This window comes from Kitasatospora sp. NPDC101176 (genome assembly GCF_044768035.1).
Lineage (GTDB): Bacteria > Actinomycetota > Actinomycetes > Streptomycetales > Streptomycetaceae > Kitasatospora.
This window is the reverse complement of the sequence record NZ_JBIWPA010000004.1, coordinates 400612-427270: the sequence shown is the minus strand read 5'-3', so window position 1 is coordinate 427270 and position 26659 is coordinate 400612. Positions and strand designations below refer to the sequence as shown.

The following is a 26659-nucleotide window of genomic DNA, read 5'->3' as shown; positions in this document are numbered from 1 at the left end:
GGTCGGTGGCCGTCCGGCCGGCGGGGTGCTCCGGCGTTCCGGCACGGCCGCTAGCGGCCGCCGTTCACCAGCGCGGGGAAGGGCCGGGGGAGGCACTCCTCGTAGGTGGGCAGCAGGCCGGCCGCCGCCGCCTCGGCCAGGGTGGGCGCCGCGGCGTCCTTGTCCGAGCGGATCGGCTCCTCCTTCAGGTCCCAGGGCAGGCCCAGGGCCGGATCGAGCGCGTCGACGTCGATCATGGTGCCGTGCACGTACTCCTGCGAGCAGAGGTAGCTCATGCAGGTGTCGTCGCTCAGGGCCAGGAAGGCGTGACCGATCCCGTCGGGCAGGTACACCGCCGTCCCCGTCTCCGGGCTCTGGTACGTGACGTCGTAGTGGCCGAACGTCGGCGACCCCACCCTCAGGTCGACGGCGATGTCGAGCGCGCTGCCGCGCACGCAGGTGACGAACTTCGCCTGGCCGGGCGGGACCTTGGTGCCGTGGATGCCCCGGAGGGTGTTCCGCCTCGACACCGAGTAGTTGACCTGGCGGACCGCGAACTCCCAGCCGCTGGCGGCCAGCAGGGCGCTGGTCTTCACCGACTCGAAGAAGTACCCGCGGCGGTCGCTCAGGGTCTCCGGCTCGACGCGGTACGCGCCGGGGACCGTCATTTCCGTGATCAGCACCGAATGCTCCCTCGCTGGCTCAACCGGTCGGGGCCGGACCGGCGCCGGCCGCCTGGGCGATCCGCTGCCGCATGGCCGCGGAGTCGTTGGCGTGCGGGAAGTCCTCCTCGGGGACCTCGACGCCGAGGAAGGCGCAGAGCGGCTCCCACCCCTGCTTGACGTCGTACACGAGGACGTTGTCCGCGCCGAGGGCCCGCACGACCTCCTCGTTGTGCCGGTGGTACGCCTCGATGGCGTGGTCCTTGTCGGTGAACCGGCCGCCGAAGATGCCGTCCCAGACCATCGTGCTGGTGACGCGGAGCAGCCGGTCCTGGTGGGAGCCGGGCTCCGGCGGGTTCTCCGCGCTGCGCAGGACGAACTGGAAGAGGGTGTCGTGGGTGCTGCGGTACCAGCCCTCGGCGTCGCGCACCGTGAGGATCACCTTGGCCTCCGGGAAGGCCTCGCTGATCTGCCGGTAGTAGACGGCGCAGGGGCCGTCCACGGCGGAGGTGCGGCCCTCGAAGAGCGCCGCCCAGTCGGGTTCGGCACCGTCGCAGACGACCTTCTCCCACTCCTTGAGCCGGGTCTCGTCGCCGACGATGTCGAACATGTGAAAGCAGGGGCCGAGACCGAGCCGGTCCAGGGCCACCTGCAGGGACGTGGTGCCGGTCCTGCCCAGGCCGGCGTTGATGAGCTTCAACACGGTGGTCGGGCTCCTTCTCAGCGCCAGACGGCGGGTTCCTGGTTGGTGGCGACGTTGACGCGGTTCCAGAAGTTCACCAGGCCGATGTGCATGACCAGCGCGCCGAGCTGCTCGTCGGTGTAGTACTGCGAGGAGTCCTCCCAGACCGCGTCCGAGGCCATGTCCTGCGGGTCGGTCATCAGGGTGACCGCCTCGGCCATCTCCAGCGCGGAGCGCTCGGCTCCGGTGAAGCAGGACTCCTCGCGCCAGGTGGCGACCTGCGGCAGACGCTCGTCCTTCGGCCCGTCCTTGCCCGGCTCGTCGGTGAGCAGGTAGACCCGGCCGTTGATCTCGCTGACGCGCAGCCGGATGAGGTCGAGGGTCGACTGCGGCACTCCGACCTTGCCGATGACCTCGGTCAGGTCGAGCAGGGGCTGCAGGGTGCCGGGAACGACCAGAGAAGGGTTGTCCATCCGTGGGGTCATCGGGTCTTCTCCTGAGTGATAAGTGCGCCTGAATTACCTTCCGAAACATGCTGCTAGGAGCCCGCCGCATTCGCAAGAAATCCCGTTCAACTGAGGAATGCACGCAGATGCAACACCGGCAATCGGCAAGTTGCGGGAAATTCGGCCGATGTCCTGTAGTGGACTCGTGCCAGTCCCCACCACAACGACGAGGCAGTCGATCTGCCGCAGCATTCCCGAAACCCGGAAATTCCTCCTCGAAGGTCATTCCACGGTCGCCGGGCACGTGCTGGACGTGCTCGGCGCGATCCGCGCCACGGACCCCTCCCTCGGCGCGTACGTCGAGGTCGCGCAGGCCCGCGCGCTGCGCGAGGCCGAAGCGGCCGACCGTCTGCTGGCCGCCCTCGGCCCGGCCGCCTTCCGCGACCGGCCGCTGCTCGGCGTCACGGTATCGGTGAAGGACCTCATCCAGACAGAGGGCCTCCCCACCAGGCGCGGCTCGCTGCTGCCCAACCGGCGGCCCGCCGCCGACGCCCCGTCCGTGGCCCGGCTGCGGGCCGCGGGCGCCATCGTCGTGGGGAAGACGACGACGTCGGAGTACGGCTGGAGCGCGAGCACCGTGTGCCGGGTCTCCTCCCCGACCCGCAACCCCTGGGCCCTCGGCCGGACGGCCGGCGGCTCCAGCGGCGGCTCGGCGGCCGCGGTGGCGGCGGGCCTGTGCACCGCCTCGCTCGGCACCGACGGTGCCGGGTCGGTGCGCATCCCCGCGGCGTTCTGCGGCGTGGTCGGCTTCAAGCCCTCCTACGGCCGGATCCCCTACGTGCCGCCCTGCCCCGAACGGCTCTCGCACGTCGGGCCGTTGGCGCGGACGGTGGCGGACGCCGCGGAGCTGACGGCGGTGCTCGGCGGCGCCGACCCGCGCGACCCCGACTCGGGGACGACGCCGCTCGTGGCCGCGGCGGAGCCCGCGGGGCTGCGCATCGGCTGGATCGAGTTCCCGGGGACGTCCGGGCCGGTCCGCGACGTCACCGAGGGCGTCCTGCCGGTGCTGGCCGCACTCGGGCACCGGGTCGACCGGATCGAGGTGCCGTTCCCCGACCCGTACCGCGCCCTGGTGGACATCCTGGCCGCCGCCGACGCCCACGGCACCGCGCCGGAGGACGACCCGGGGTGCGACCCGGGCCGGCTCGCGATCGTGCGCTACGGCCGCTCCCTGGGCGCCGCCGCGGTGGCCCGCGCCGAGGAGACCAGGCTCGCCCTGCGGGCCCGGCTGGCCTCGGTGATGGAGTCCCACGACCTGCTGGCGATGGCGACCGTCCCGATCGAGGCGTTCGCCGCCGAGGCGATCGCCCCGCCGTGGGCGGCCGACCCCGAGGACCTGCGCTGGCTGTCGTGGGCCCCCGCGGCCTACCCGTTCAACCTGACCGGCCAGCCCGCGCTGTCGCTGCCGGTCGGCCTCACCCCGGCCGGGCTCCCGGTCGGGCTCCAGCTCGTGGGCCGGGTCGGTGCCGACGGCCTGGTGCTCTCGACCGCCGAACTCGTCGAGACGGCGCTCGGCCTCACCCTCACTCCCCCCGGCATCACAACGGAAGGAAGATGATCATGGTTTCCAGGTCATGGTCCCTGCACGGCGGCGACGAGAGCGTGGGGCGCCCCTCGTTCGTCGCCGAGTTCGGGCTCTGGGACGAACGGCAGGCCGCCGCCGCCGAGCAGGTCGAGCTCCAGCTGGACGAGGTCGACCTCGTCCGGGTCGTGTTCTGCGACCCGCACGGGCTCGCCCGCTCCAAGACCGTGCCCGCCGGCGTGTTCCGCTCGGTGCTGCGCAACGGCATGGACTTCAGCGCCGGGCCGTTCCTCTTCGACACCGGCCACGCCGTCGCCGTCGACTTCCTCGCCGACGCCGGCGTCGGGGTCGGCGAACTGCGCGGCGCCGGCGACTTCGTGCTCGTCCCGGACCCGCGCACCTTCCAGGTGCTGCCGCGGACCGAGCCGCGCACCGCCTGGGTGCTCGGCGACGAGTACCTGCGCGACGGCACGCCGCACCCGCTCTCCGCCCGCAACGTGCTGCGCCGGGTCTGCGCCGACTACGCCCGGCACGAGCTGTCCCCGGTCATCGGTCTCGAGGTCGAGTGGTACCTCACCCGGCTGACCGGCGGCCCGGTGGGCAACGAGGGCAACGGCTTCGGCCTGCAGGGCCCGGCCCCGCAGGTCGAGGCGGTGAACCCCGGCTACCAGTTCAACCTGGACAGCGCCTACGACTCGGTGGCCCACGTCGCCGACCCGCTGGCCGCGATGCTGATGCGGCTCGGCCTGCCGCTGCGCTCCTTCGAGCACGAGTCCGGCCCCGGGCAGCTGGAGACCACCTTCAACCCGATGCTCGCCCTGGACGCCGCCGACGCCATGCTGCTGTTCCGCACCCAGCTCAAGCAGGAGTGCCGGCGGCGCGGCTACCACGCCTCGTTCATGACGCTGCCCCGCCTGGACAGCTTCGACCCCAGCGGCTGGCACCTCCACCAGTCGGTGACCAGCGCCAAGACCGGCGTCAACCTCTTCGCTGAGGGCAACGGCCTGCAGGACGCCATCTCCGCCGAGGGCCGGGCCTACACCGAGGGCCTGCTGTCGCACGCCCGCGAGTTCTGCCTGCTCTCCGTGCCGACCGTGAACGGATACCGGCGCCTGGCACCGGAGTTCACGCTCGCGCCGACCTCGGTGGACTCGCGGTTCGAGGACCGCAGCGCTATGGTCCGGATACTCAGCGGCGGCAGCTCGACCCACGTCGAGAACCGGATCGGGGAGCCCTGCGCCAACCCCTACCTGGCCATCGCCTCCCAGCTGCACGCGGGCCTCGACGGGCTGCTCGCCGGCGTTCCGGAGCAGCCCGCCGCCCACCGGCCGCTGCCCCGCACCCTGCACGAGGCACTCGAGGCCTTCCGCGCGAGCGACCGCGCCGAACGACTGCTCGGCGCACCGCTCAAGTCCTGCCTGGCGAAGCTCAAGGAGAGCGAGGCCCGCCGGTTCGACACCTGGTGCGCGGCCGAGCTCCCGGAGAGCGCGCCCGGCGGCGTCACCGAATGGGAGCAGCGCGAGTACTTCGGCGCGTTCTGAGCCACCCGCACGGGCACCCGGCCGCCGGGCGCCCGCCGCACGAGCAGTCCCGCACGACCTGACGGGCCACCACTTGTGAGGAGAAGACCATGCCATGGGTGAAGGACACTCCTTCAGTCACCACCACCGCGCGTGAGGAACGGATCGCCCGGCGGTCCCGCGACGAGAACTGGAAGAAGCCGCCGCGCCGCATCGAGACGTCCGAGTGCATCACCTGCGACACCTGCCTGCGCAGCTGCCCGGCCGAGTTCGGCGCGATCTTCGACAACGGACTCAACGTCCAGATCATCCCCGAACTCTGCTCGGGCTGCCCCAAGTGCGTGATGGTCTGCCCCGTCGACTGCATCTACGTGGACGAGGAGTGGACCGCCACCGAGGACCGGATGTGGGACCACGTCGACCTCACCGCCAGGGGCACTTCATGACCCTGCCCACCGAGCGGGACGACACCCTCACCCGCAGCGCGGCGCTGGCCAAGGCCCGGCAGAGCCGGCGGCCCAGCCGGCTCGGCCGCCCCGCCGGCGCCGGCGGGCCCGACTACCTGACCCCCGAGGACTCCGGCTTCCCGGCGCTGCTCGCGCAGACCTGGCGGCGGGCCGCGGCCGCGCCGGACCTCGCCACCGCCGTGGACACGCTGCTCACCCTCGCCGGGCACGTCCCGGCCGACATCCAGCTGCGGGCGCTGCCCGTCGAGGACGAGGCCGCGCTGAAGGTCCTGGTCGGCCGGTCCTGGCGGGACGACGGCCGGGCCCCCGACCGGCCCGCGGACGCCGCCACCGCGTTCCTCGGCGAGATCGGGCTGGACCGCAGCGGCCGCCTCGCCGTCCGCGTCCCGTCCAGGGGCGCACTGAGCGACACCGCCGACCTGGTCGACGGCGTCCTGCGGGTGCCCTGGACCGCCGAGGACCTCGCCGCCTACCGGACCGAACTGGCCCTGGCCGCCGAGCGCTGGCGGCAGTCCGTCGCCGACGGCCGCCGGTGGCTGGCGGCGGCCGGCGCCGAGGGCCGGCGCGAGCTGCTCGACACCCTGAAGGAGGCGGCGCTGCGGACCGCGCCGTTCGTCCTCTACGTCGGCGAACGCCAGTACACCAACTTCCGCGACCGGAACAACCTGACCGGCAAGACGCTGCGGCCGGGCCACCCCGACTGCACGCTGACCAGCCTGGAGACGGTGCCGCTCGACCTGTGGGCGGACGGCGACGTCCTCCTGGTGGTCTGCCTCACCCTGCTGGTCCGCTCGGCCGGCTACGCCCGGATCGAGGAGGCCAACGGGACCCAGCTGACGCTCGACCACGTGGCCCTGCTGCTGGAGCGGACCCGCACCGCCTACAACGCGGCCGCCGGGGAGCTGCCGCCCGTACCGGCTCCGGACGGGCACGGGGTCGCCGCGCTCGACGCCCTCGCCGGGGCCCTGGCCGCGCGGCGCCGGGAGCTCGTCGGGAGGGTGCAGCTCTACCGGGAGATCTACGGCCCGCTGATGCACAAGATCGAGCGGGTCGCGGGCCCGGTGAAGGACGACGCCCGCCGGCTGGAGGCCGAGCTCTGCGCGCGGCTGCGCGAGCGGCTCCCCGTCGCCGGGGACACCCTCGACGAGCTGACCGCCTCCGTCGCGGCGTCGCCGGACTGGCTGGCCGGACCGCACGGCGCCTTCGGCACCGGGCTGGAGTCCCTGGTGCACGAGAGCGTGCGCGCGGCGACCGCGGTGTTCGACGCCGACTTCGCGATGAGCCGGGGGATGCGCTCGCTCCCCGCACTGATCGCGGCGTTGCGCGCCGAGGAGTACGCCAGGATCGCCGAGTGGGAGATCCCGCACTTCTTCTGCTGCGTCGTCCCGTCGGAGGACTCCCGCCGGCTCTTCGGCGGCTCCGCCGCGCACCTGGCCGACACCGCGTGGGCGATCTCCTCGCGGATGCAGTACAACTCGTGGCACTTCCTGGTCGGCAACCTCCCGAAGGTGCCCGAGATCGCCGCGCGCGACCACTTCGTGCCGCCGGTGATCCCGGACGTCGCGTACTACTCCGACCAGCACCACAACGGCCACGTCGCGGCCCGGGTCCGCTTCACCGTCCGCAGCCCGCAGGCCGTGGAGGTGCTGGGGCGGACGTTCAACGGCTTCATGGACCTGCGGCTGCTGCGCTGCGAGGGCCTGCCCTTCGACGAGCAGGACCTGCTGGCGGCCCACCGGCTCTCCGGGTTCGTCGCGCGGGCGACGAGCCGGGCGGCGGCACTGGTCGCCGCCGGAGCGCAGGTCGAGGTCTCCTCCTTCGACTCCCGGTGGCACTGGGACTCGATCGCCGGCTGACCGCACGAACCCCGAAGGGGCCCCCGGCTGACTGCCGGGGGCCCCTTCGGGGTTCGTGCGGTGCGGGGGTCAGACCGCCACCGGGTCGCCCGCGGAGCGGGTGTGCACCGGGCGGTAGCCGTTCCAGTCGGCGCTGGTGATCAGCGAGCCGCGCTTGGCCCCGAAGCCGCTGCGGGCGCCGGACCAGTCGGCCTCGGCCTGGGTGCGGAAGGCGTCGTAGGCCTCCTTGCCGGCCCACTGCGAGTAGACGACGACGAAGTCGTTGTCGGTGCCGACCGTCGCCAGGGTGCTGTCGCCGCCCTGCAGGTTGCGGGACCGGATGCCGCGCAGCACGGTCCGCGAGCGGTAGCCGGGGACGTCCAGCAGCCAGGAGTGGGCGGTGCTCTCGTGGGCGACCAGGGCACGCTGGTCGGCCGGGTCCACGCCGAGCACCTCGATCACGGTGTAGTCGTCGCGGTCCGGGGAGACCTCGGTGACGTCGCCCAGCGACGGGTGGCGCAGGCTCGACTCCACCTCGTTCTGCATCAGCCGGACGTAGGTGGTGATCTCCCGGAAGACCGGGACGGTGTGGTGCTTGAACTCGCTGTCGTTGTACCGGGACTCCAGGTCGTCCATGCCGCGCCACTGGATGAAGTTCAGGGTGCCCGGGGTGTGCTCGCCGCGGTGCACGGTGCTGGAGATCCAGCCCGGGAAGTCCGCGGTGTCGACGATCTTCGACATCTCCTTGACCAGCGTGTCCACGCGGTCGCGGGAGTCGGTCTTGAACAGGTTGAGGACGGTCAGGTGCCCGTCTTCGGGGTTGATGAACGGCATGCTTCCTCCTTGGTTAGCGTGGACTGGCTGGCGTGGAACGCCCGAGGTGGCGGGGCGTCCGGTCCTGGGGGTCCGTCTCAGTGGGTGTCACGGGGGGCGCCGAAGAAGCGGCCCAGGGCGTCGGTCAGGCCGGCCGCGCCGGAGCCGCCGGAGCCGATCCAGGCGATGTAGCCGTCCGGCCGGACGAGCAGCGCCTCGACGTCCGCGAGCGCTCCCTCCGGCCGGGCCGCCGTGGTGACGACCGGGACCCGGTCGGTCCACGGGGCCGCGGCGGCGGCCAGGGCCTCGTCGCCGCGCAGGTCGAGGACGACGCCGCGCCCGTCGTGCAGCAGCCCGAAGACGGTCGGCGCGCCGTCCGGGCCGTCGGGGAGCGGGAACTCCGGCAGCCGCCGGCCGAGCAGCGGGTGGTCGCCCTCGGCGGCCCCGTAGGTGATGTCCAGGCCGGTGACCATGCCGACCAGGTGCTTGCGGACGTCCTCGTGGGCCATCAGTTCGGCGAAGACCGCGCGCATCGGCGCCATCTCGGGGCCGCCCAGGTACAGGCTGCGCTGGGAGAGCGTGTTGGCCAGGATGCGGTCCCCGACCGGGTGGCGCTCGGCGTGGTAGGTGTCCAGCAGCCCCTCCGGGGCGTGGCCGTGGATCTCGGCGGCGAGCTTCCAGCCGAGGTTGACGGCGTCGCCGAGGCCCGCGCTGATGCCCTGCGCGCCGATCGGCATGTGGATGTGCGCCGCGTCGCCGGCCAGGAAGACCCGGCCCCTGCGGTACTCGGAGGCCTGGCGGGTGGAGTCGGTGAAGTAGCTGAGCCAGCGCGGGGTGCCGCTGCTGATGTCCTCGCCGGTCACCCGCTTGAACGCCTCGGCCACCTCCTGGAAGGTGGGCGGTTCGGTGGTCGGGCGCACGCCCGCGCCGCGCTCGAAGACCACGACCCGGGTGGTGTCCGGGCCGACCGGCAGCACCACGACCATGCCCGCGTCGCCGAGCTCGCCGGTGGGCCGCAGCCGCACCTGGACGTCGGTGACGTCGGCCATCAGCATCTCGATGGTGGCCTCGTGGCCGGGGAAGTCGATGCCGGACAGCTTGCGCACGGGGCTGCGCGCGCCGTCGCAGCCCACCACGTAGCGGGCGCGCAGGGTGCGCGGGCCCTCCGGGGTGTCGGCCCGCACCTCGGCGCCCTCATCCCCGGCGGTCAGGCCGGTGAGCTCCCAGCCGCGGCGGATCTCGGCGCCGAGTCCGGTCGCCCAGGTGTGCAGGATCGACTCGGTGAGCGCCTGCGGCACCCCGCGCACGCCGAAGTTGCCGCCCGGCACGATGGTGTAGTCGAGCGGCAACCCGCCGAAGTGGCCGATCGGGATGACGCCCATGTCGCCGAACCGTTCCAGCAGTCCGCGCTGGCCGAACTCCTCCATGGTCCGGGCCGAGAAGCCGAGTGCGCGGGACTGCCGCATCGGCTCGGTCAGCCGTTCCAGTACGACGGCCTCGACCCCCGCCAGGCGGAGTTCGCCCGCGAGCATGAGACCGGTGGGGCCGGCCCCCACGATGATCACGTCCGTGTCAAAGTCCTGCACTGTCCTCTTCCTGCCTTCCCTGCGCATCCGTTCTTCACAACCGGTCGTTCCTCACGGGCGGGCGTCGAGATTGCTCGCCGTCGCCGTCAGGTGGGCGCGGACCTGCTCCAGGCCGATCAGCTCGGCGAGGACCGCGCGCAGCGGCTCGGCCTCCGGGCCGCCGAACATCAGGTGTTCCTGGGCCGCGACGTGGTCGAGGACGCGCGCCGCGACGGGGCGCCGCTCGTCCTGGTAGGTGTCGAGGAGTCCGGGGGCGGCGGTGCCGTGCACCGTCGCGGCGAGCTTGCGGCCCAGGTCGACGGCGTCCTGGAGGCCGAGGTTGAGCGCCTGGCCGCCGACCGGCGGGTGCCAGTGGGCGGCGTCGCCGGCCAGCAGGACCCGGCCGCGCCGGTAGGCGTCGGCCAGGCCCTTGGCGGTGTCGAAGGCGTCCAGCCAGATCGGGGTGCCCCCGGAGACGTCCTCGCCGGTCACCCGCGCCCAGGCCCGGACGACCTCGTCGAACCCGGGCGCGCCGCGCCGCCCGGTCACGGCGTCGCCGAACGCGTGCACCATCACCCGGGTGACGCTGCCGCGGGTGGACGCCACCGCGAAGCCCCCGGGGAGCCGTTCGAAGCGGCGGTCGCGGATCCGCAGGCCGGTGAGGTCGGCCCGGAGCAGTTCCCTGGTCGCCGCCGTCTCCGTCACCGGGAAGCCGGCCAGCCGGCGCACCGTGCTGCCGGAGCCGTCGCAGCCGACCAGGTACCGCGCCGTGATCCGCCGCGGGCCGTCGGGGCCCGCGGCCTCGCAGCGCACGTGGTCCGGTGCGGCGGTGAGGCCGGTCAGTTCGTGCCCGCGCAGGACGGTGGCGCCCAGTTCGACCGCGCGGGCGCCCAGGGCGGCCTCGGTGCGGTACTGCGGCACCTTCCAGTTGCCCCCGAAGGGGCTGTCCACGGGCGACAGTTCGAAGCCCAGCCCGCCGAAGTGCGTCCGCGGCTCGTGCGCGGCCTCGGCGAGCAGCGCGCCGAAGCCCCGCTCATGGAGCAACTCCGCCGTACGCGTGGTCAGTTGACTGGCCCGCGACTCGGCCATCGGGGTGGTCAGCCGCTCCAGCACGACCACCGGGACGTCGGCCCGCCGCAGCTCGCAGGCGAGCAGCAGCCCGACGGGGCCGGCGCCGACCACGACGACCGGCGCGGCCCCCCGGGACGGGTTCACGACTCGGCGCGCCCGCTGCGGACACCCTCGGCGTGGGCCTTGGCGAGGTCCAGGGTGGCCAGGCTGTTGGTGCTCAGCGCGGTGCGGACGAACTCCTGCGCGGTCCGCACCGTCGCCTCCGGACCGAGCACCGCGGCGATGTTCGCGGTGTTGATCCGCACGGTGTGCCGCGAGGTCACCGACACCCCGCCGCCGGCCCGCTCCTCGATGAGCCAGCGCCCGGTGTGCAGCGTCATCAGCGCGGGCAGGACGACCTGCTTGTAGACGATCGCGGTGGACGGCCGGCAGACCCGGACGGAGCGGGTGGTGTGGGTGCTGCCGTCCTTGGTGCGGGTGTCCATCTCCAGGATCTGGAGCCCCGGCTCGTCCTCCTCCAGCGACACCCGGGCGACGTGCGGCAGCCGTTCCTGCCAGAGCTGCGCCTCGTTCAGGAAGTCGTAGACGTCCTTGCCGTGGCCGTCGACGGTCACGGTGTCGTCGAAGGTGATCAGCTCGTCGGGGCCGGACGCCTCGGCGCTCGACTTCAGCGCCCGGAGCTCCGAGGCGCTGTTGCGGTCGACGGCCTCGCTGATCCAGTCGAGGTCGGCCGGGTCGTCGGTGGCCGCGTAGAAGTCGTGCAGCAGGCGCACCCGGCAGGAGCTCCCGGAGACGGGCTCCACCACCCAGGCGCCGCCCATGGCGCCGACCGGGTGCTGCGAACGGACCTGGCGGAACGCCACGCTCATCCGCTCCGGGTCGTGCAGGCGGCTGGAGGTCCAGGTCTTCGCGGCGCCGTTCGCCGTCGCCCACAGCCGGATCAGCTCGGTGTCGCCGTCCTTCTCGACCACCTCGGCGTGCACGGTCGGGGGGAAGATCTCCGGCCACCGGGTGACGTCCGCGATCAGGGCGTACACCAGTTCGGCGGGGGCGGAGACGTTGATCTCGTGCTCGGTCTCACGGACCGCGTTCTCGGTCACGTTGGTTCTCCTCTCGGTTACGAGGCCCGTAGGCCCTGTCTCGGACCCGGGGCGTGTCCGCCGGACGGGCCCTGCCGGGCCTCGCCGAACCAGCGCCGCAGCGCGGCGTCGAGACCGCCCCCGTCCGGCGCCGTCCAGGCGATGTAGCCGTCGGGGCGGACGAGCACCGACTCCGTCACGGCGCCGCCCTCCTCCGGTCCGGCGGGGAACTCCCGCACCCGGACCAGGTCGACACGGTCGGACCAGCCGGCGGCGGTGCGGGCGGTCTCCCCCGAGGCGTCGGCGGTGATCAGGACGCCCCGGGCCGGGTGCAGCAGCCGCGCGGCCCGCACGGAGCCGCCGTCGGCGAGCTCCAGCTCGCGGTCGGCCAGCCGGCCGCCGAGCAGCGGGTGCGCCGGCGCCCCGGGCGCCGGCCCGCCGACCGGGTAGCCGATGTCGAGGCCGCTCACCATGCCGGACAGGTGCCGGGCCGCGGCCGGGATCGTCACCAGCTCGGCCATGACGGCGCGCAGCGGCTCGACCGACCGGCCGGCGAGGTTGAGGACGCCCTGGGCGAGGGTGTTGCGCAGCAGCCGCGCGCCCACCGGGTGGCGTTCGGCGTGGTAGGTGTCGAGCAGGCCCTCCGGGGCCCGCCCGCGGACCGTCGCCGCCAGCTTCCAGCCCAGGTTGAAGGCGTCCTGCACGCCGACGCTCAACCCCTGGCCGCCGGCGGGCAGGTGGATGTGTGCGGCGTCGCCGGCCAGCAGCACCCGGCCGCGCCGGTACTCGGTGGCCTGGCGGGTGGCGTCGGTGAAGCTGCTCACCCAGCGCGTCTCGCCGTGGTGGATCGAGTCGCCGGTCAACCGCTGCCAGGCGTCCGCGATCTGAGTGAACGTCACCTCGCGGCCGCGGTCGGGCGGCGTCCCGTTCTCGCAGACGATGATGCGGGTGTAGCCCTGTTCCAGCGGCGCCGACATCACCATGCCGTTCGGCAGCAGCTCGCCGATCATGCGCGGCTTGATGTCGCAGCCCCGGACGTCCGCCAGGTACATCGCGCGGGTGGCGTCGGAGCCGGCGAACTCGAAGCCGGCCAGCCGCCGGACGGTGCTCCGCCCGCCGTCGCAGCCCACCAGGAAGCGGGCGGAGTACTCCCGCTCGCCCTCCGGCCCCCGCACGGTCGCGGTGACGCCGTCCCCGCCCTCGGTCAGCCCGGTGAACCCGTGGCCCCGGCGCAGGGACACGCCCAGCTCCAGCGCCCGGCCCTCGAGCATCTCCTCGACCTTGTACTGGGGGGCGCCGCGGACGCCGAAGTGCGACCCCTCCAGCACCCCGAAGTCGATCGGGATGCCGCCGAAGTGCCCCTGGCGGGTGGTGGTGATGTTCTCCAGCCGCTCCAGGATCCCGCGCTGGTGGAACATCTCGGTGGCGCGCGCGGTGAACCCGATGCCGCGCGACTCCCTGCTCCGCTCGGCCCGCTGCTCGAAGACGATGACGTCGGCGCCGCCGAGGCGGAGCTCGGCCGCGAGCGTCAGTCCCGCGGGACCTGCCCCGATAACAATGACATCGGTATCCATGTTTTCTTGTCCTGAGCCTCGACTTCTGCGATGGGGGACCGGCTCACCTGCCGGGATCAGGCCGGGATCGCCTCGATGATCGAGATCGGCGCGGTGGTCGGGACGGCCCGGGTGAGCGTGAAGCCGGCCTTCGCGAACAGCTCGGAGTACTGCTCCAGCGTGCGGTCCTGGGCGCCGAGCATCAGCATCAGCCAGAGGTCGATGGAGTGGCCGAGGTGGTGCTCGTTGTTCTCCGGGAGCACGTACTCGACGACCAGCAGCTTGCCGCCGGGGGCCATCGCCTCGCGGGCGTTGCGCAGCGCGGTGACGGCGTCGGCCTCGCTGAAGTCGTGGATGATGTGCTTGAACAGGTAGGCGTCGCCGCCGGTCGGCAGCGCGTCCAGGTGGCCGCCGTGCGCGATCGTCAGGCGGTCGGCGACACCGGCCGCCTCGAAGAACGCCGGCGAGTCGACGGTCGCGGCCTCGGAGTCGTACAGCACGCCCTTGACGTCCGGCGACTGCTGCAGGATGCCCGCCAGGAGGCCGCCGCGGCCGGCGACGACGTCCACCACGGTGCCGAACTGCGAGAAGTCGTAGGCGGCCAGGATCGGGTCGGTCTCCGACTCCGAGAGGCGGCCGAACGCGTTGAAGAAGACGCCCGCGTACTCGGGGGTCGCGTGGAAGAACTCCAGCGCGTTCATGCCGCGCAGCTTCGGCAGGTTGGGCTCGCCGGTCTCCACGGCGGTGAAGAGGTGGCCCCACTCCTCCCACAGCAGGGGGTGGCTCATCAGCAGCGCGAAGCCGCGCATCGAGTCGGTCGCGTCCTCGCGGAGCTTCTCGGACAGCGGCGTCTGCTCGTAGCGGCCGTCCGGGCGGACGGCGAACACCCCGTGGCCGGCCAGCGCGCGCAGGATGCGGTGGGTGGACTTGGCGTCGGCACCGGCCCGCTTGGCGATCTCCTCGACGGCCAGCGGCCCCTCGGCGAGGATGTCCGCGACGCCGAGCCGGGCGGCGACGGAGATCGCCTGGGTGATCACCGCGCCCTGGATCAGGTCGAGCAGCGAGTAGGAGTCCGACTGATCACGGACCTCGGGCGATGCGGACATGGCTTTCCCTTCAGAGCGCCTTTTTCGTGGATTACCCGACGATAGGTCGGCGCTTATCAGGGCCGCAACCCGGCATTATGGGAATTGACTGTCGAACGTTCAACTGAAGAATTGAGGCAGTTGAACACGATGACCTCGACCACCCCTCGACCGGGAATCCGGCCCATCTTGTCAGCTTGTTCCGACCCCGCACACACCCCGAAAAGGAGCAGGCGGAATGGCTGACAACGGACAGCAGGTAGCACTGATCACCGGCGGTACCAGCGGAATAGGCCTGGCGGTCGCCGAGACCCTCGCGGGCCAGGGATTCGGGGTCTTCCTCTGCTCACGGAACCCCGAGAGCGTCCGGGCGACGGTCGAGAAGCTGCGCGCGGACGGCCACCGGGCCGACGGCCTGGCCGCCGACGTCCGCAGGCCGGAGGACGTCGCCCGGCTCGTGGACGCCGCCGTGGAGCGGTACGGGCGGGTGGACGTCCTGGTCAACAACGCCGGCCGCAGCGGCGGCGGCGCGACCGCGGAGATCGCCGACGAGCTCTGGTACGACGTGATCGACACCAACCTGAACAGCGTCTTCCTGGTGACCAGGGCCGTGCTCAAGTCGGGCGTGGTCGAACGCGGTTGGGGCCGGATCATCAACATCGCCTCGACCGGCGGCAAGCAGGGCGTGGTGCTCGGCGCCCCCTACTCTGCCTCCAAGCACGGCGTCGTCGGCTTCACCAAGGCGCTCGGCCTGGAGCTGGCGAAGACGGGCGTGACCGTCAACGCCGTCTGCCCCGGCTACGTGGAGACCCCGATGGCGCGGCGCGTCCGCGAGGGCTACGCCGCCCACTTCGAGACCACCGAGGACGCCATCCTGGAGCGCTTCCAGGCGAAGATCCCGCTCGGCCGCTACTCCACCGCCGAGGAGGTGGCCGGCCTGGTCTCCTATCTGGTGTCCGACGTGGCGGCGCCGGTGACCGCGCAGGCGATCAACGTCTGCGGCGGCCTCGGAAACTACTGATCGCGACCGACCGAGACCCCCGAGGAGCCGACCTTGCCGCACGACGAACAGATCCCGGTGGACTTCTGGTTCGACCCGACCTGTCCCTGGGCGTGGCTGACCTCCCGCTGGATCCTGGAGGTCGCACGGCACCGGCCCCTCGACGTCCGGTGGCACCTGATGAGCCTGACCGTGCTCAACGAGGGGCGGACCGACCTGCCCGAACGCTGGCACCGGGACCTCGTGCTGCGGATGGAACCGGTGAGGGTCTGCGCCGCCGCCGCCCGGAAGCACGGCCCGGAGGTGCTGGGCCGGCTGTACACCGAGCTCGGCACCCGGTTCCACCTCGGGAGGGCCCCCAAGGAGCGGTCCACCTACGAGGCGGCGCTGGCGGCGGCGGGGCTCGATCCCGCCCTGGCCGACGCGGCCGGATCCGACGTGTTCGACGGCGCGGTGCGCGCCTCGCACGACGACGGGATCGGCCGCGTCGGCACCGACGTGGGCACTCCGGTCCTCGCGGTGGGGGACGTGGCGTTCTTCGGCCCGGTGGTGACGCCGACCCCGCGCGGCGAGGCGGCCGTGCGGCTCTGGGACGGCGTCCTGGCCGTGGCCGGGACCGACGGGTTCTTCGAACTCAAGCGCACCCGCACCCGCGATCCGATCTTCACCTGAACCCCGCCGTCAGCCCCGGGAGGCGGCCAGCGGGGAGGTCCAGTTGTCGCCCAGCCAGGTCTCCAGGGAGACCAGGTCCGGCCGGATCCGGCGCAGCTCGGGCAGGTCGGCCCGGTAGCCGTCGCGCTCGAACCAGTCGAACATGTTGGCGAGGTCCTCGCGGGCCGCGCGCAGCGGCTCGATGGGCAGCTGCTGGAAGCGGGTCGGCACGCCGGACACCGCCTGGAACGCCGCCGCCATCTGCGGACCGGTCAGCTCCTCGCCGGCGATCTCGACCACCCGGCCGAGCCACGCCTGCGGGTCGTCGAAGGCGTCCGCGGCGAAGGCGCCGATGTCGCTCGTCGCGATCAGCTGCACCGGGGTCTCCGGATCCAGCCACATGGCCAGCACCAGCTCGCCCGCCACCGGGCGCGGGGCGATGTCGAGGAGGATGTCGTGGAACATGACCGGCCGCAGCACGGTCGTCGGCAGGTCCAGCGTCCGCAGGTACTGCTCCACCTCCAGCTTGCTCTCGAAGTGCGGGACCCTGGTGTCCCGGTCCGCACCGCCCACCGAGCTGTAGACGAAGTGCCGCACGCCGGCGCGGACCGCGGCGTCGGCCACCGCCCGGCCCTGGCGCACCTCGGCCTCGCAGCCGCCCGGGCCCCGGAAGGTCTGGACGCTGAACACCCCGTGCACGCCGCGCATCGCCTCGAACAGCGACTCCCCGTCGTCCAGGTCGCCGCGGACCAGGACGGCGCCGGCCTCGGCGAGCGCGCGCGCCTCCGCCTTCTCCGGGTCGCGGACCAGGGCGTGCACGGTGCGTCCGCGGCGCAGCAGCTCACGGGCCACCGCCCCGCCCTGCCGACCGGTACCGCCCAGCACCAGAATCGTTTCTTCTACCGCCACTGTCTGTCTCCGTGTCTCGTGCCCCCCGGGTCCCCGCCCGGTCCGGCGCTCGGTTGTGATGACCGCGAACGGCCGCGACCCCGCGCGGGATCAGGCCGCCGACATGACCTTCAGCTGCAACAGCGAGTTGACGTAGTCGACGAGGTCCCGGGCCGTGTCGACGTCGCCGACCTCGTCCTCGAAGAGCGCTATGCCGAACTCCCGCTCGATCCGGCTGTGCGTCTCGAGCAGGGCCAGCGAGTCGTACCCCAGCTCCTCGAAGGTGCGGTCGGGCGCCTCCTCGAGCGGCAACGCGTCCTCGGCCTCGCCCGCGCACTGGCGCATGATGGTCTGGAGGTCACTGATCGTGATCTGGAGCAAAGCCGTTCCTCTTTCTGGTTGGGGACGTTCCGCGCTACCACGGAATGGATCCGTCGTCCGCCAGGCACTCGCCCGACGGGCCGGCCTCGTCCAGCAGGGCGAGCCGGACCGCGATCACCGCTCCCTCGGCGGGCGTCCGGTGACCTCGGTGGTGGTTGATGTCGGTGGCCACCACTCCGGGGAGGGCGGCGTTGACCTTGATCGGGGTCCCGCGCAGCTCCTTGGCGTACGCGACCGTCACCGCGTTCAGCGCGGTCTTCGAGGACTGGTAGGCGATCATGTTGACGCCCGCCAGCGGGGACCCCGGGTTCGAGTTCAGGGTCAGCGACCCGACGTGGCTGGACAGGTTGACGATGCGCCCGGCCGCGGAACGGCGCAGCAGCGGGAGCATCGCGTTGGTCACGGTGACCACGCCGAAGACGTTGGTCTCGTAGACCTCCCGCAGGTCGTCGGCGGTCGCCTCGCTGGGCGCCCCGGTGAAGCCGCCCGCGACCCCGGCGTTGTTCACCAGGACGTCCAGGCGGCCGTACCGCCGCTCGACCTCCCGGGCCGCCCCCTCCACCGAGTCGCGGTCCGTCACGTCGATCCGCAGCGGCACCGCCGTGACGCCGTCGGCGGCCAGCGCGTCGGCGGCCTGCTTGCCGAGCAGCTCGTCCCGCGCGCCGACGAGGACGACCACCCCCTGCTCACCGAGCTGCCGCGCGATGGCGAATCCGATGCCCTTGTTGGCACCGGTGATGAGCGCGATCTTCTCGACCGGCACGTCTCTTCCTTTCGTGTGGGGCGTTCCGGGCCCGGCGCGCCGCCGCACCGGAGCCGGGGCCACGGAACGCGCGAGACCGGGCGGCCCGCATTCGAGGGCCGAATTGCTCACGCATTCACATTGCTGGTCCGCAATTGCCGGGTGCACCTCCGACATTGCCGTGCCCGATTTCCCGTTCAAACGCGCTGAATCCACAGTCGAACGTTCGACTGCTGCGTGCGCATTCAACTCATTGCAGTCGAACACCGCGCTGGGTAGCTTCACCATGGCCAACTATTGCCACAGTGCAGAGGGCCTGAATATGAAAACAGCTGACGTCATCGTGGTCGGTGCCGGGCCGGTCGGCCTGCTGCTGGCCGGAGAACTCCGTCTCGGCGGGGTGAACGTCGTCGTCTACGACAAGCTTTCCGCTCCCACCGACGAGTCCCGCGCCCTCGGCTTCAACCGGCGCGCCGCCGAATCGCTCGGGCAGCGCGGGCTGCTCCCCCGGCTGGGCGAGTTCCGGTGGGGCCCGATGGGGCACTTCGGCGGGGTCCGCTTCGACCTCGACATGCTCGACGAGGACCACAGCGGCGTGCTCGGCCTGTCCCAGGTCAGGACCGAGACGGCACTGGCCGGTTGGCTGGCCGACCTGGGCGTCCCGGTGCACCGCGGCCGCGAGGTGACCGGACTGCGGGAGGAGGCCGACGGCGTCGTGGTCTCCTTCGAGGGCCCCGACGGCCCCGGCGAGGAGACCGCCGGCTACCTGGTCGGCTGCGACGGCGCGGGCAGCACCGTCCGCGCGCTCGCCGGCATCCCGGCCACCGAGTGGGCCGCCACCCGGGGGATGTACACCGCGGAGATCACCGGCGTGGCCCTGCGCCCGCGGCCGATCGGCGAGCGGCTCCCCGGCGGCAGCATGGTGGTCTGCACCCCGCTGGGCCCCGGCCGCTTCCGCGTCGTCATCCACGACCTGTCGCTGCCCGCCCGCCCCGAACCGGGTGCGCTCACCTTCGCCGAGGTCGCCGACGCCTGGCAGCGGCTCACTGGGGAGTCCATCCACGAGGCGCAGCCCCAGTGGCTCTGGGCCTGCGGCAACTCCGCCGCGCTGGCCGAGGAGTTCCGGCGCGGCCGGGTGCTGCTGGCCGGCGACGCCGCGCACGAGATCCCGCCGCTGGCCGCCTGGGGCCTGAGCGCCGGCCTGCAGGACGCCGCGAACCTCGGCTGGAAGCTCGCCGCCACGATCGCCGGCCGGGCCCCGGAGGGCCTGCTCGACACCTACCACGCCGAACGCCACGCGGTCGGGCGGGAGTTGGTCCGCAACGCCCAGGCGGCGCAGAAGATCTACCTCGGCGAGGCCGCGATGGAGCCGATCCGCGAGGTGATGGGCGAGCTGCTGGCCCACCAGGACGCCGCCGAGCAGATCGCCGGCATCGTGAGCGGCCTCGGCATCCGCTACGAGCTCGGCAAGGGCGAGCACCCGCTGCTCGGCCGGCGTCTGGCGCCCGAGCGGGAGCTCACCCTGGCCGACGGCACCCGCACCCGCGTCGCCGACCTGCTGCACACCGGGCACGGCCTGCTGATCACCACCGGCCAGGACGACGGGGCCGCCGCGCACACCACCGGCCGCACCGGCCTCGACCTCGTCACCGGCACCTGGACCACCACCCCCGACGAGCCCCTCGACACCGTCCTGGTCCGCCCCGACGGCTACGTCGCCTGGACCGCCCCCGGCAGCGACGACGACCTCACCGCCGCCCTCGACCGCTGGTTCGGCCCCGCCCCCGACCCCCGCACCGCCGGCCGGTGACCGGCCGCATCGATCCGAAGAGGAGCGAACACATGACCAGGGACGTGATCGTCGTCGGCGCGGGCCCGGTCGGGCTGATGACCGCCGGCGAGCTCAGGCTGCGCGGCGTGGACGTCGTCGTCTACGAGCGGCTGGCGGCCCCGACCAGGGAGTCCCGCGGCGCGAGCTTCACCAGGCGCACCGCCGAGTGCTTCGACCAGCGCGGTCTGCTGGGCCGGCTCGGCGCCACCGAACCCGCCGACAGCCACTTCGGCGGGGTGCCGATCGACCTGCGAGGGCTCGCCGAGGACCACCACGGGCACCGCGGGATCTCCCAGTTCCGCACCGAGCGGATGCTCGAGGAGTGGGTCGTCGAGCTGGGCGTGCCGATCCTGCGCGGCCACCGGGTGACCGGCCTCCGGGAGACCGACGGGGGCGTCGTGGTGGCCTTCGAGGGCCCCGACGGGCCCGGCGAGGACACCGCCGGGTACCTGGTCGGCTGCGACGGCGGGCGCAGCACCGTCCGCAAGCTGGCCGGGATCGACTTCCCCGGCACCGAGGGCGTCCGCGGCTTCTTCAGCGCCGACGTCACCGGCATCGACACCCGCAAGCGGCGCATCGGCGAGGACCTGCCGGGCGGCAGCATGGTGATGGCGATGGACCTGGAGAACGGCGTCACCCGGATCGTCGTGCACGAGGCCGGCACGCCGCCGCGCGACCGCGACTCCCTCGTCTTCTCCGACCTCGCCGACTCCTGGCAGCGGCTCACCGGCGAGTCCATCCACCACGGCGAGTGCCGCTGGATCAGCTGCTTCACCGACGCCTCCCGGGCCGCCGCGCAGTACCGGCGCGGCCGGGTGTTCCTGGCCGGCGACAGCGCGCACATCCAGCCCCCGGCCATGGCGCAGGGCCTCAGCGTGGGCGTCCAGGACGCGGTGAACCTCGGCTGGAAGCTCGCCGCCACGATCGCCGGCCGGGCCCCGGAGGGCCTGCTCGACACCTACCACGCCGAACGCCACGCGGTCGGCGAGCAGTTGGCGCGCAACGCCCGGGCGGCGATCGAACTACGGCTCACCGGTGCGGACATGGACCCGGTCCGCGGCATCATGTCCGAGCTGGTCGCCCACCGGGACGCCGCCGAGTACCTGGCCGGGATGCTCAGCAACCTCGGCATCCGCTACGAGCTCGGCAAGGGCGACCACCCGCTGCTCGGCCGGCGCCTGGCGCCCGGCCGCGAGCTCACCCTGGCCGACGGCACCCGCACCCGCGTCGCCGACCTGCTGCACACCGGGCACGGCCTGCTGATCACCACCGGCCAGGACGACGGGGCCGCCGCGCACACCACCGGCCGCACCGGCCTCGACCTCGTCACCGGCACCTGGACCACCACCCCCGACGAGCCGCTCGACACCGTCCTGGTCCGCCCCGACGGCTACGTCGCCTGGACCGCCCCCGGCAGCGACGACGACCTCACCGCCGCCCTCGACCGCTGGTTCGGCCCCGCAGCACAGGACTGACGCACCGTCAGAACATACCGCCGAGGGTCCAGGAACCCTCGACCGGGGGTCCAGAGCCCCCGGCCACATTGCCAAGAAACCGTCCCGGCGCCGGCCGTCGGCGCCGGGGCGGCTCTACGACACCGTAACCACGAAGGAGCTGGTGGAATGGCTGGCAGCGAACGGGACCAGGTGAACGGAAAGCCCCACGTGGTCATCATCGGGGGTGGTATCTCGGGACTGGCGGCGGCGTTCTATCTGCGCAACGAGCCGGTCCGGGTGACCGTCCTGGAGGGCTCGGACCGGATCGGCGGCAAGCTGCTGGTATCCGAGGTGGCGGGTGTCGCGGTCGACGAGGGCGCCGAGTCGCTGTACGCCAACCGCGTCAAGACCACCGGGCTGATCAAGGACGTCGGCCTCGGCGAGCAGATCATGTCGGCGGGCGTCACCGCCTCGGCGATCTGGACCAGGGGCGACATCCGCAACCAGCCCGACCGTCAGTTCATGGGCGTGCCCTGCGACATGGACGACCTCGCCAAGTCCGGCGTGCTGTCCGCAGCGGGCGTCGACCGCGCCCGGCAGGACCTCGCCCTGCCCTCGTTCGACCGGGACGGCGACGTCTCGGTCGCGTCCTACGTCGGCGGCCGGCTCGGCCAGGAGGTCGTCGACCGCCTCGTCGACCCGTTCCTCGCCGGCGTCTTCTCCGGCCGCGCCGAGGACCTGTCGTTCGAGGCCACGCTGACCCCGCTGGCCAAGGCGTCCGGACGGCACGCCTCGCTCGCCGACGCGGCCGGCTCGCTCGTCCCGGAGCTCGCGCCGGGCGAGAAGCCGCCGCCGGTGAGCGTCGCCAAGCTGGCGGGCGGCTTCGGCAGCCTGCCCGCCGCGCTGGTGCGCGAGGTGCTGGCCGTCGCCCCGGACACCACGGTGCGCACCGGCGCCCCGGTGCGCGAGCTGGTCCGCGGCACGGACGGCTGGAAGCTGACGGTGGGCCCGGCCGGCGACCCGGAGCTGATCGAGGCGGACGCCGTCGTCGTCGCCGTGCCGGCCGGCCCCGCGGGCAGCCTGCTCGCCGGGGTCTCCGGGACGTCGGCGGCGGTCTCCGCGCTCACCGAGGTCCCGTACTCGAGCGTCGCCGTGGTCACCCTGGCCTACCCCCGCGCGGCGTTCCCCGGCGGGCTCTCCGGCCGCGGCTACTCGGCCTACCGGGTGCCGGCGGTGGAGGGCAGGGCGGTCAAGGAGGTCACCTTCACGACCGTGAAGTGGCCGCACCTGGCCGGCGAGGTGGAGATCGTCCGCTGCTCCTTCGGGCGCTTCGGCGAGGACCACCTGCTGCAGCGCGACGACGCCGACCTGGTCGCCGTAGCCGCGGCCGAGCTGGCCGAGGCCACCGGCGTCACCGGCGCCCCGGTGGCGTCCCGGGTGAGCCGCTGGGCCGACGCCCTGCCGCAGTACACCGTCGGCCACCTGGACCGCGTGCAGCGGATCCGGGACACCGTCGCGGCCCAGCCCGGGCTCGCCGTCTGCGGCGCGCTGTACGACGGCGTGGGCGTCGGCGTCTGCATGACCACCGCGCGCAAGGCCGCCGACCAGGTCGCCGGCTGGCTGCGGAAGGACGCCGCCGAGCGCTCCGTCGCCGTCGGGGTCTGAGCGGTCTCGCCCGGAACGGTCCGCCGTTCCGGGCGACGGCCTGCCCGGTGTCCCCGGGAGCCGGCACCCCGCCCCCGCCCGACGAGGACGACGGCGCGGCGGGACCCGCCCGGAGAACGAGAAGTGGCCGTGCCCGATCACCGGGCACGGCCACTTCTCGTCGGTGCTCGCGGGTCAGCGCCCCAGGACGGCGGCGAAGACCCCGGTCAGCACCTGCTCCGGGTCCTCGGCCCCGGCCGGGCTGCGCCAGGCGACGTGCTGGTCGGGGCGGACCAGCAGCGCGCCGGCGTCGGTGATCTGCCGGACGGCCTCCCACCCGCCGTCCACGTCCGCGAACTCGGCGCCCGCGCCGACGACCGCCGTGACGAGCTGGACGTCGAGCCGCTCCGCGATCCGCGCGGCCGCCTCCGCCCACGGGGAGCCCTCCGGCCCGGTGATCAGCGTGAAGCCGGTGCGGCCGGTCAGGTCCAGCGTCGACAGCCGCTTGCCGTCCTTGGTGATCCAGGCGTGCGGAAGCCGGTGCCCGGGGCGGGAGGTCGGCGTGTGCTCGTTGCGCATCGGGACGCGGACCGGCGGCTCGGTGCCGTCCGGCAGCACCGCACCGGCCTCGTACGCGAAGCCGACCTCCATGTCGAGGGACTGGCAGCCGCCGCGGTGGGTGTGGAAGATCTCCAGGGCGCGGGCCCGCACGGTGTCCCCGAGCCAGGACGGGTCGAAGTACGACTCCAGGCGCTGCTTGCGGCGCCCCGCCGGGATGTTGTGGCCGGCGCCGACCGCGTCGATCACGGCCTGGTGGTGCACGGCCGCGGAGACCGCCCAGTCGACGTTCTGCCGGCCGATCGGCCGGCGCTCGGCCTCGTAGGTGTCGATCAGGCTCTCGGGCGCACGCCCGCCCAGCACCGCGGCCAGCTTCCAGGCCAGGTTGTGCGCGTCCTGGATGCCGGTGTTGAGGCCCAGTCCGACCGCGGGCGGCTGCTTGTGCGCGGCGTCGCCGGCGATCAGCACCCGGCCGACCCGGTAGCGGTCGGCGAGGATCGCGTCCACGATCCAGTCCGTCACCTTGTGGACGGTGATCTCCAGGTCCGGGATGCGCAGCAGCTCGCGGATCCGGGGGACGACCGTCTCGGCGTCCCAGCGTCCGGGCGGGCCGGGGGCGAAGTGCAGGCCCCACTGCTCGCAGGACTTGCCCCAGCTCGGGCCCATCTCGATCAGGTTGCTGGAGAGGTCCGGGTCCTCCGGGCTGAGGAAGTGGGTGATGAGGGTGCCCTCCTCCCACCACTCGGACAGGTCGGCGGAGAAGTAGGCGGTCGTGGTGTTGACCAGCCCGGGCGGGCCCTCCATGCGGATGCCGACCGCCGGGCCGACGAAGCGGCCGCCGTCGGCGCCGATCAGGTACTGCGCCTTGACCGTGGTGACCTCGCCGGTCTCCACGTTGCGCACCTCGGCGAGCACGTGGTCGCCCTCGTCGGAGAAGGTGGTCACCTCGTGGTTGAAGAGGACCCGGCCGGGGTTGCGCTCCTCCGCGTGGCGGCGCAGGATCGGCTCCAGCCACATCTGCGGGAGCTTGGCCGGTAGCACCGGGCCGATCGCCGCGTAGGACTCCTCCAGCTCGCCGCCGCCGAAGGCGTCCATCTCGTGGATCAGCCGACGGTCCAGCGGGCCGTCGCCGGCGAGGGTGGTCTGCCAGCGCACCTTGCCGAAGTACTCCAGCGGAGCCGCCTCGGCGAGCACGTCGTCGGCGACGCCGTGCTGGCGGTAGATCTCCATCGTGCGCTGGTTGAGGTAGTGGGCCTTCGGAATCCTCGACGTCTCCGGATGCCGTTCCACCAGCAGATGCTCAACGCCCTGGTCGGACAGGAAGACGGAGGCGGACAGACCGCATCCGCCGCCGCCGATGATCAGGACCGGAACCTCGATTGCTCCCATATTCGACCTTCCAGAAATGACGGATGCCTTGCCCCGCAGCCTGGCAAGGCGCTCTTCAGCTCCGGTCAAGAACGGGTCGACTCCGGGTGGGCGCACCCCGGCGCCGCAGCACCTCCGTCCCACCGCGGCACCGCACCTCCGCCGCTCGGCCCCGGGCCCCGGTGCAGCGCGCCCCGGCCGGGCGGTCACCGCGGTGACCGGCCGGCCGGGGCGCGGGGCGCGGGTCAGCCGGCCCAGACGCCGTCGCGCATCATGCCGCGGCCCGCCAGCTCGTTGGCCTCCCGCCAGGCCTGGATGCGCCGCGGCCGGATCCGGAAGTACTGGTAGGGCTCCTTGAGTTCGCGCGGGTCGAACCCGGTCTTGGCGGCGAACGCGTCCCCGGTCTCCCGGCCCAGCTCGGTGAGGTCCACCGGCTCCGCGACGCCGTCGACGATCACCACGTCGCGGGTCGGGCCGAGGCCCAGCCGCACCCGGCCGTCCGCCAGCAGGTTGCGGCCGGTGACCGAGTCGCGCGGCGTCGAGACGAGGATCGCGCTGCCGTCCCAGAGGTAGGACAGCGGGATCAGGTGGACGCCGCCCGGGCCGTCCGGGGAGCCCGAGGACGCGACCCAGAGGTCGACGTCCTCCTCCAGGCGGGCCCGGGTGTCCCGCAGCCGCTCCTCCAGCCCGCGCGGTGGCACGTCCGTCATGCTTCCTCCATCGATGTCAGGGAGGCTCCCCGGCCGGGGAGTTCTCCGTCGGTCGCCGGTTGCGCGGTGGCCGCCACGGCCGCGAACGCCCGGACGGCGGCGCGCACTCCGATGATGTCGTGCGCGCGGTGCACCGCGAAGCGCACATGGCCGTTCGGCAGCGGCAGGACGCGGACCCCGTGGCCGGCGAGGCGTGCGGCGCACTCGCCCGCGGCCAGCCCCGGCACCCGCGCCATGACCATGTTGGTCGGCCGGGGCGGGCGGATCAGCTCGACGCCCGGCACCGCGGCGAGCCCGGCGGCGAGCGCGGCGGCCGTCCGGTGGTCGGCGGCCAGGTCGGGGAGGCGGCCGAGCGCGACCAGGGCGGGGGCCGCGAGGACGCCCGCCTGGTGCAGGGAGCCGCCCAGCCAGGTCCTCAGTTCACGGGCCCGCGCGATGAACTCGCCCGTCCCGCACAGCAGTCCGCCGACCGGCGCGCCGAGCCCCTTGGAGACCGAGAAGGCGACGCTGTCCGCGGGCTCCGCCAGCTCCGCCGGCCGGACGCCGAGCGCCACCGCCGCGTTCGCCAACCGGGCGCCGTCGAGGTGCAGGTGCGCGCCGTAGCGGTGGGCGAGCGCGGCCACCGCGCGGGTCGCCCCCGCGTCGAGGGCGTTGCCGCAGCGCATCATGCTGGTGTTCTCCAGGCAGACCACCGTCGGCCGGCCCGCCCCGGCGGCCAGCAGCGCGGCCAGCGCCCCGGGTTCGGGCCGGCCGTCGTCCAGCTGGGGCACCGTCAGCGGCTCCGCGCCGCCGAACCGGCGCAGCCCGTCGGACTCCAGGAAGGCCATGTGGGCGCCGGCTCCGACGATCAGCCGCGGACCGGGGGCGCCCGGCGGGCCGAACGCCGCGACCGGGGCGAGCAGGTTCGCCATCGTGCCGGTGGGGGTGAGCAGGGCGTCCTCGGTGCCGAGCAGTTCGGCCACCGTCCGCTCCAGCCGGGTGACCGTCGGGTCGTCGCCGTAGACGTCGTCGCCGACGGCCGCGCCGGCCATCGCCGCGCGCATCCGCGCGTCCGGCACGGTCCGGGTGTCGCTGCGGAAGTCGAGCCCGGCCCCGGGCGGCGCCACCGCGC

General features: G+C 73.5%; 24 protein-coding genes. 9 read left to right on the top strand and 15 right to left on the bottom strand.

Annotated elements, in window-relative coordinates; all coding sequences use genetic code 11:
* Positions 1–50: 50 nt before the first annotated feature.
* The 3 genes from ACIRS1_RS09615 to ACIRS1_RS09605 are packed head-to-tail and all read right to left on the bottom strand — an operon-like array spanning position 51 to position 1808.
* Positions 51–662, bottom strand: a complete 612-nt coding sequence (locus ACIRS1_RS09615) for a dTDP-4-dehydrorhamnose 3,5-epimerase family protein (RefSeq protein WP_360217323.1) — start codon at positions 660–662, stop codon at positions 51–53.
* A gap of 19 nt (positions 663–681) precedes the next feature.
* A complete protein-coding gene (locus tag ACIRS1_RS09610) occupies positions 682–1344 on the bottom strand; it encodes a sulfotransferase family protein (RefSeq protein WP_360217326.1) in 663 nt (220 codons plus the stop codon).
* A gap of 17 nt (positions 1345–1361) precedes the next feature.
* Complete coding sequence (locus ACIRS1_RS09605; protein ID WP_360217329.1) at positions 1362–1808, bottom strand: carboxymuconolactone decarboxylase family protein; 447 nt, start codon at positions 1806–1808, stop codon at positions 1362–1364.
* Between the two features lie 265 nt (positions 1809–2073).
* Here ACIRS1_RS09605 and ACIRS1_RS09600 point away from each other — a divergent pair, with 265 nt between their 5' ends.
* The 4 genes from ACIRS1_RS09600 to ACIRS1_RS09585 all read left to right on the top strand — a co-directional run bounded on the left by ACIRS1_RS09600 (position 2074) and on the right by ACIRS1_RS09585 (position 7194).
* Positions 2074–3387 carry an amidase gene (locus ACIRS1_RS09600; RefSeq protein WP_402838180.1) on the top strand — a complete coding sequence of 438 codons (1314 nt, stop codon included), beginning with the start codon at positions 2074–2076 and terminating at the stop codon, positions 3385–3387.
* A gap of 2 nt (positions 3388–3389) precedes the next feature.
* Positions 3390–4892, top strand: a complete 1503-nt coding sequence (locus tag ACIRS1_RS09595; protein ID WP_402838178.1) for a glutamine synthetase family protein — start codon at positions 3390–3392, stop codon at positions 4890–4892.
* 89 nt (positions 4893–4981) lie between these two features.
* A complete protein-coding gene (locus ACIRS1_RS09590; protein WP_360217338.1) occupies positions 4982–5317 on the top strand; it encodes a 4Fe-4S dicluster-binding protein in 336 nt (111 codons plus the stop codon).
* Positions 5314–7194 carry a hypothetical protein gene (locus ACIRS1_RS09585; protein ID WP_402838176.1) on the top strand — a complete coding sequence of 627 codons (1881 nt, stop codon included), beginning with the start codon at positions 5314–5316 and terminating at the stop codon, positions 7192–7194. Before ACIRS1_RS09590 ends, ACIRS1_RS09585 begins: the two co-directional genes overlap by 4 nt.
* Positions 7195–7263: 69 nt before the next feature.
* Here the strand turns inward: ACIRS1_RS09585 and ACIRS1_RS09580 are convergent, their stop codons facing one another.
* The 6 genes from ACIRS1_RS09580 to ACIRS1_RS09555 form a co-directional block, all read right to left on the bottom strand.
* Positions 7264–8007 carry an antibiotic biosynthesis monooxygenase gene (locus ACIRS1_RS09580; RefSeq protein WP_402838174.1) on the bottom strand — a complete coding sequence of 248 codons (744 nt, stop codon included), beginning with the start codon at positions 8005–8007 and terminating at the stop codon, positions 7264–7266.
* Positions 8008–8084: 77 nt separating this feature from the next.
* Entirely contained in the window at positions 8085–9599 is a 1515-nt protein-coding gene (locus ACIRS1_RS09575) for an FAD-dependent monooxygenase (RefSeq protein ID WP_402838172.1), read from the bottom strand.
* A 24-nt stretch (positions 9600–9623) separates the two neighbouring features.
* Positions 9624–10766 carry an FAD-dependent monooxygenase gene (locus ACIRS1_RS09570; RefSeq protein ID WP_402838170.1) on the bottom strand — a complete coding sequence of 381 codons (1143 nt, stop codon included), beginning with the start codon at positions 10764–10766 and terminating at the stop codon, positions 9624–9626.
* Positions 10763–11722, bottom strand: coding sequence for an aromatase/cyclase (locus tag ACIRS1_RS09565; protein ID WP_402838168.1), 960 nt, complete (start codon positions 11720–11722; stop codon positions 10763–10765). Before ACIRS1_RS09565 ends, ACIRS1_RS09570 begins: the two co-directional genes overlap by 4 nt.
* Before the next feature lie 17 nt (positions 11723–11739).
* Positions 11740–13275: an FAD-dependent monooxygenase gene (locus tag ACIRS1_RS09560; RefSeq protein WP_402838166.1), complete on the bottom strand. Its 1536-nt coding sequence runs from the start codon at positions 13273–13275 to the stop codon at positions 11740–11742.
* Positions 13276–13331: 56 nt separating this feature from the next.
* Positions 13332–14360: a methyltransferase gene (locus ACIRS1_RS09555; protein ID WP_360217356.1), complete on the bottom strand. Its 1029-nt coding sequence runs from the start codon at positions 14358–14360 to the stop codon at positions 13332–13334.
* A 217-nt stretch (positions 14361–14577) separates the two neighbouring features.
* On the opposite strand from ACIRS1_RS09555, the gene fabG reads away from it, so the two are divergent.
* Positions 14578–15360, top strand: coding sequence for a 3-oxoacyl-ACP reductase FabG (fabG, locus tag ACIRS1_RS09550; protein ID WP_402838164.1), 783 nt, complete (start codon positions 14578–14580; stop codon positions 15358–15360).
* Positions 15361–15393: 33 nt separating this feature from the next.
* Positions 15394–16011: a DsbA family protein gene (locus ACIRS1_RS09545; protein WP_402838162.1), complete on the top strand. Its 618-nt coding sequence runs from the start codon at positions 15394–15396 to the stop codon at positions 16009–16011.
* 9 nt (positions 16012–16020) lie between these two features.
* Here the strand turns inward: ACIRS1_RS09545 and ACIRS1_RS09540 are convergent, their stop codons facing one another.
* From ACIRS1_RS09540 to ACIRS1_RS09530, 3 genes are all read right to left on the bottom strand, one after another.
* Positions 16021–16899 carry an NmrA/HSCARG family protein gene (locus ACIRS1_RS09540; RefSeq protein ID WP_402838160.1) on the bottom strand — a complete coding sequence of 293 codons (879 nt, stop codon included), beginning with the start codon at positions 16897–16899 and terminating at the stop codon, positions 16021–16023.
* 90 nt (positions 16900–16989) lie between these two features.
* The gene (locus tag ACIRS1_RS09535; RefSeq protein WP_360217368.1) at positions 16990–17259 is read right to left on the bottom strand and encodes an acyl carrier protein; all 270 of its coding nucleotides are present in this window, start codon (positions 17257–17259) and stop codon (positions 16990–16992) included.
* Positions 17260–17293: 34 nt separating this feature from the next.
* A complete protein-coding gene (locus tag ACIRS1_RS09530) occupies positions 17294–18022 on the bottom strand; it encodes an SDR family oxidoreductase (protein WP_360217371.1) in 729 nt (242 codons plus the stop codon).
* A 301-nt stretch (positions 18023–18323) separates the two neighbouring features.
* Between ACIRS1_RS09530 and ACIRS1_RS09525 the strand changes: the two genes are divergently transcribed.
* The 3 genes from ACIRS1_RS09525 (at position 18324) to hemG (ending at position 22933) form a co-directional block, all read left to right on the top strand.
* Entirely contained in the window at positions 18324–19811 is a 1488-nt protein-coding gene (locus ACIRS1_RS09525; protein WP_402838158.1) for an FAD-dependent monooxygenase, read from the top strand.
* A 32-nt stretch (positions 19812–19843) separates the two neighbouring features.
* Positions 19844–21307, top strand: coding sequence for an FAD-dependent monooxygenase (locus ACIRS1_RS09520; RefSeq protein WP_402838156.1), 1464 nt, complete (start codon positions 19844–19846; stop codon positions 21305–21307).
* Positions 21308–21454: 147 nt separating this feature from the next.
* Positions 21455–22933 (top strand): protoporphyrinogen oxidase, encoded by a 1479-nt coding sequence (gene hemG, locus ACIRS1_RS09515; protein WP_360217379.1) that lies wholly within the window; start codon positions 21455–21457, stop codon positions 22931–22933.
* A 174-nt stretch (positions 22934–23107) separates the two neighbouring features.
* Here the strand turns inward: hemG and ACIRS1_RS09510 are convergent, their stop codons facing one another.
* The 3 genes from ACIRS1_RS09510 to ACIRS1_RS09500 all read right to left on the bottom strand — a co-directional run bounded on the left by ACIRS1_RS09510 (position 23108) and on the right by ACIRS1_RS09500 (position 26654).
* Positions 23108–24859 (bottom strand): FAD-dependent monooxygenase, encoded by a 1752-nt coding sequence (locus tag ACIRS1_RS09510; RefSeq protein WP_402838153.1) that lies wholly within the window; start codon positions 24857–24859, stop codon positions 23108–23110.
* Between the two features lie 224 nt (positions 24860–25083).
* Positions 25084–25548 carry a pyridoxamine 5'-phosphate oxidase family protein gene (locus tag ACIRS1_RS09505; RefSeq protein WP_360217385.1) on the bottom strand — a complete coding sequence of 155 codons (465 nt, stop codon included), beginning with the start codon at positions 25546–25548 and terminating at the stop codon, positions 25084–25086.
* Entirely contained in the window at positions 25545–26654 is a 1110-nt protein-coding gene (locus tag ACIRS1_RS09500) for a threonine aldolase family protein (protein ID WP_402838151.1), read from the bottom strand. The genes ACIRS1_RS09505 and ACIRS1_RS09500 overlap by 4 nt, the downstream gene beginning before the upstream one ends.
* Between the last annotated feature and the right edge of the window lie 5 nt (positions 26655–26659).